The 3,173-nt window shown below is 76.6% G+C and carries 2 protein-coding genes; both read right to left on the reverse strand.

Features of this window, described 5'->3' with window-relative positions; genetic code table 11:
- Positions 1-1,698: glycosyltransferase (locus ABT381_RS35450; protein WP_351602150.1), on the reverse strand; the 1,698-nt coding region annotated here is incomplete at its 3' end.
- Positions 1,699-1,886: 188 nt separating this feature from the next.
- On the reverse strand, positions 1,887-3,173 hold a 1,287-nt coding region (locus tag ABT381_RS35455), incomplete at its 5' end, for a DUF3152 domain-containing protein (protein ID WP_502965741.1).

Consider the following 3,173-nt stretch of genomic DNA (forward strand, 5'->3'; position numbering starts at 1 on the left):
GGCGGGCGGCCGCGCCCAGCTGGGGGTGTGGCCGCCGTCCTGCGGCGCGGACGACGGGCCGGGGGCGGCCCAGTGGTCCGGCAGGCGCGACTCGGCGGGGCGCGCGAAGGGGCGCGGCGCGCCGTCCACGTCCCGCTCCGCGTGCCGGACCGGGGCGCGGGACATCAGCTCCAGGTAGATGCCACGAAATGCCGCGATGTTCTGCTCGACGGTGAACAGTTCGAGTGCCCGGGCCCGGGCCGCGGCGCCCAGCCGGGCCCGCCGCTCCGGGTCGCCCAGCAGGGCGGTGCACGCGTCCGCCAGCGCCCGCGGGTTGCGCGGCGGTACGACCAGGCCCGTGCCGCCGATGACCTCGCAGACCGCGCCCACGTCCGTCGACACCGTGGCCCGGCCGCAGAACATCGCCTCCACCAGCGTCCTCGGGAACCCCCCGACGACGCTGGAGAGCACCAGCACCGCGCCCGCTTCGTACGCGTCGGCCGGCCGCGCCACCCCGGGGTCGCCGATCTCCTCGAACGAGACGGGACTCTCGCCGACCGTGACCGCGTCGGCGGCCTCGTCCGGGAAGAGCTGCGCGGCCAGCGCGCGGCAGTGCGCCAGATAGGCGGGCGCCTCCGGCCCGGCGCCGGGCGCACCGATGATCCGCAGGGTCGCGTCCGGCTCGGCCGCGCGGACCTGCGCGAAGGCGTGCAGCAGCCCGATGAGGTCCTTGTCGGGCTCGACCGTGCCGACCCACACCAGGGTCTTGGAGTCGTCGGCCGCGGCGTCCGGGACGCGGGCGAACGGCGCGGCGTCCATGCCCGGGTAGACCGTGCGGAGCCGGTCGCGGGGCGCGCCGCACCGCTCCTGCCAGCGGCGGATGCGGGTGTTGCCGGGGGTGATCAGATCGGCCGTGCGGTACGTCTCGGCGGCCAGCGCGCCCTCGAAGGCGGCCAGCAGCGCGTGCACGGGGGAGCTGAGCGCTGCGGTGGCGCGCGCGAGATGGTGCTCGCGCAGCCGTACGCCGTACTCCGTGACCAGGAGCGGAGTGCCGCAGAAGCGTTTGGCCAGCAGTCCGGCGAGGGCCGCCGGGCCACCGCACGTCGCATGGCACAGGTCGACCCCACCGAGGCCCCGCCCCTCGGCTCCCCCGGGCCGCGCGTCGCGCCCGTCCCCGTACGGACCGTCCTCACCGTCGCCGTACCAGTCCAGCGACAGCGGGCGCAGCGCGCCGTCGAGCGCCTCGGTGACGGCCAACAGGTCGGTGACCTGGGCCGCACGTGCGGCCGGCAGCGCGCCGGGGGCGCGGCAGGCGGCTTCGAGGACGCGGACGGCCGTTTCGGAGCGGAGCAGTTCGGGCAGCGTGCCGGCGCTGCGGGCCAGGTCCGCGAGGCCGTACAGGCCGGCGGCGAAACGGTCCGCCTCGTGCCCGGCCTCCCCCGGCGGGCCGCAGAACGCCGCCGCGAGATCGGTGAAGTGCCGGGCGAAGCGCTGCCGTTCGCGGCGGCCCGCGCCGGCCGCCCCGCCGCGCCGGGCCCCGCGCCGGCCACTCCGGGTCCGCGCGGCGTCGCGGCCGGGCGCGTGCGCCGCGGAGCCGTCGCCCAGCACGTACACCTCGAAGTCGTGGCCGGTGAGCCCGCGCACGAGGCGGTCGCACCAGGCACGCGTTTCACCGGACGCGTACGGATAGCCACCCTCGGTGAGCAGTCCAATGCGCACGAGCGCACCCCCGTCCTCGGATCGGCGTCCTTCCGGGCGGTGGCCGGATCGTCACCGCCTGCGACACGACGCTACGCAGAAGCACCGGTGGCGCGACGGACGGTTGTCCGTCGCACCACCAAAAGGGGTGAAGAGGCGTAACTTTCCACCAAGCTCAGCGTTCCGAGGCAGTACCGGGGCGTGGCGCGTCAGGCGGTCGGGAACGGCCAGGCGTTCGGGCGGCAGGTGGCGCCGTCCGTGGTCAGGAACTTGGTCTGCTGCATCATCACGGGCGCGAGCGCGCCCTGCCGGGGGCAGCCCTCGTGGTCGTGGCCGAGCCGGTGCCCCACCTCATGGTTGATCAGCATCTGCCGGTACGCGTACATCTTGTCGGGGCCGTACGTCGGCGCGCCGCGCGCCCACCGGTACGCGTTGATCATCACGCGCTCGGTCGCGGCGGAGTCGCAGGAGACCCGCTCCTTGCTGGTGTCCAGGCCGGACTTGGCGCACCACTCGTCGGTGGTGCCGGGGCTCGCCAGAGTGATCACGAAGTCGGCCCGGCCCGAGGCGACGCGGGCGAACGTACGCCGCCCCCCGTGCGCCCAACTGCGGTCGTCGTTCAGCGTCTTGTGCACCGCCTCGGCGAACAGCTCGCCGTCCAGCGGCAGTCCGTCCTCGATGTCGACGCGGTAGCGCACCACATGGCCGCGGCCCGGCGCCGCGGCGGCGCCCCCGACCGGCTTGAAGGTCCCGCGGCCCTTCAGGTCGGCGGCGAGCGGATACATCGTGGCCATCTTCGCCGCGTACGTGGCGGGCGCGGCCGTGGCCCCGCCGTGCGGCCGCCCCGCGTCCGGGCCCGGCGACGCGCCCCCGCCGCTCGCCGACGGCCCGTCGACGCCGTTCTTGCGGGCGTCGGCGACCTGGCCGGCGACCACCACCGCGAGCACGGTGGTCACCGCAGCGGCGGCCACACCGGTGAACGTGCGCCCCTTGGTGCCCTTCCGCCGGTGGGCGTCACCGGACACGTCCTCCAGTGCTCCCCGGGCCCCGAACTCCGCTTCGTAGGCGGCGATCTCGTCGTCCACCCCGGGCGCATACGGGGGCGACGCGGACGATGCGGAGAGCCCCTGCGGCGTGTCCGAGGCGGGCGAGGACGGCGCCACCATCGGGGGCTGCGCGGCCATCGGGGGACGCTGCGGTCCCGCGGCGGACGGAGCGCCGGCCGCGAAGTGGTGATCGTTGGCGAAGGCGTCCAGGTACTCCTGCTTCGGCCCCGGCCTGCGGCTGCCCGGGTCGACCGGCGTACCCAGTACGCCGGGCCGTGCGCCACCGGTACCGCGCTGGTGCGGCACCACGGGGACGCCCTGCCCCGGTGCGGCCTGCGGGCCGGCACCGGGCTCCCGCTGCTCGGGGTGCCCGCCGCGCACGGGAGCATCGGCCTCGGGGCCGGGCTCGCCGCGCCGTCGCCGGCGGCCCGTACCGGGCCCGGAGGCGGC

Source organism: Streptomyces sp. NPDC000151, from assembly GCF_040301705.1.
Lineage (GTDB): Bacteria > Actinomycetota > Actinomycetes > Streptomycetales > Streptomycetaceae > Streptomyces.